2 protein-coding genes are annotated in these 1,587 nt (G+C 74.2%); both read left to right on the forward strand.

What is annotated here, in order from left to right; genetic code table 11:
• Window positions 1-56: 56 nt before the first annotated feature.
• Window positions 57-251 carry a hypothetical protein gene (locus AC2W7G_RS15860; RefSeq protein ID WP_485869289.1) on the forward strand — a complete coding sequence of 65 codons (195 nt, stop codon included), beginning with the start codon at window positions 57-59 and terminating at the stop codon, window positions 249-251.
• The coding region (locus AC2W7G_RS15865) for a sodium/solute symporter (RefSeq protein WP_485869290.1) at window positions 248-1,587 on the forward strand (1,340 nt) is incomplete at its 3' end. The genes AC2W7G_RS15860 and AC2W7G_RS15865, both read left to right, overlap by 4 nt.

A 1,587-nucleotide genomic window follows, 5' to 3' on the forward strand; every position in this document is an offset into this window, starting at 1 on the left:
CGCGCTCGTCCGCTCCCAGCTGCGGCTGACCGGCGTCGTCGTGCTCGCCCTCGCCCGTGACGCTGGGGCTCGCTGCCCGTGGTGCTGCGCGTCGCCGACGGCGTGGTGGGTGGCGAGGTGCTGGGCCTGCCGCTGGCTGGCTGGCGCTGGGCGTCGGCGTCTACCCGTGGCTGTTCGTGCTCGGCTGGCTGTACGTGCGCCAGACCGACCGCTTGGAGCGCGACTTCGCCGCCCTCGTCGAGCAGCCGTGAACCCGACCTACGCGGCCGTCGCCGTCACGCTCGTGTCGCTCGCGACCATCGGCATCGGGGCCTTCGGCCTGCGGATCAGCCGCACGACGAGCGACTTCTACGTCGCGTCCCGCTCAGTCAGCCCGTGGTGGAACAGCTCGGCGATCGGCGGCGAGTACCTGTCGGCGGCGTCGTTCCTGGGCGTGGCCGGGCTGGTGCTCGCCTACGGCGCCGACATGCTTTGGTACCCGATCGGCTGGACGGCCGGCTACCTGCTGCTGCTCGTCCTCGTCGCCGCGCCGCTGCGCCGCTCGGGGGCGTACACGATCCCGGACTTCGCCCAGGTCCGCCTGCAGTCGGTCGCCGTCCGCCGCGTCGCGACGGTGCTCGTGGTCGGCGTGGGCTGGCTCTACCTCATGCCGCAGTTCCAGGGCGCGGGGCTGACGCTGCGCACGGTCGCGGACGCGCCCGAGTGGCTGGGCAGCACCCTCGTCGCGGCGATCGTCGTGGTCAACGTCGTCTCCGGCGGCATGCGCTCGATCACCTTCGTGCAGGCGTTCCAGTACTGGCTGAAGCTGACCGCGCTGCTCGTGCCGCTCGCCTTCCTCGTCGCGGCCTGGCGCGGCGACGGCAGCCCGACCACGCCGGACGCCGGCGACTGGTTCGGCCCGCTCGGCGACGGCGCCCAGGGCCTGTACAGCACGTACGCGGTCATGGCCGCCACCTTCCTGGGCACGATGGGCCTGCCGCACGTGGTCGTGCGCTTCTACACGAACCGCGACGGGCGGGCGGCCCGGCGCACGACGCTGGTCGTGCTCGTCCTGCTCGGCGCGTTCTACCTGCTCCCGCCGGTCTACGGCGTGCTCGGACGCGTCTACGCCGGCGACCTCGTCGCGTCCGGCCACGCCGACAGCGTCGTGCTGGAGCTGCCCGGACGCGTGCTCGAGGGCACCGCCGGCGACCTGCTCGGCGCCCTGGTCACCGCGGGCGCGTTCGCGGCCTTCCTGTCGACGTCGTCGGGGCTGACGATGTCGGTCGCCGGTGTCGTCGGGCAGAGCCTGGCCGCCACCACCCGCCTGTCGTCCATCGCGGCGCTGCGGGTGGCCGCCGTGGCCTGCGTCCTGGTGCCCCTCGCCCTGTCGTTCATGACCGGCGAGATCTCCGTGGCCAGCTCGGTGACGTTCGCCTTCGGCCTGGCCGCCGCGACGTTCTGCCCGCTGCTCGTGCTCGGCATCTGGTGGCGCGGGCTGACCGCGGCCGGGGCGGTCGCCGGGCTGGTCGGCGGCGGGCTGGCCGCCGGCACGCCTGCTGCTGACCATCGTCTGGAGCCCGGCGGCTGGACCGGCACCCTGCTCGC

The organism is Aeromicrobium sp. PFPM2_SD2 (assembly GCF_057364525.1).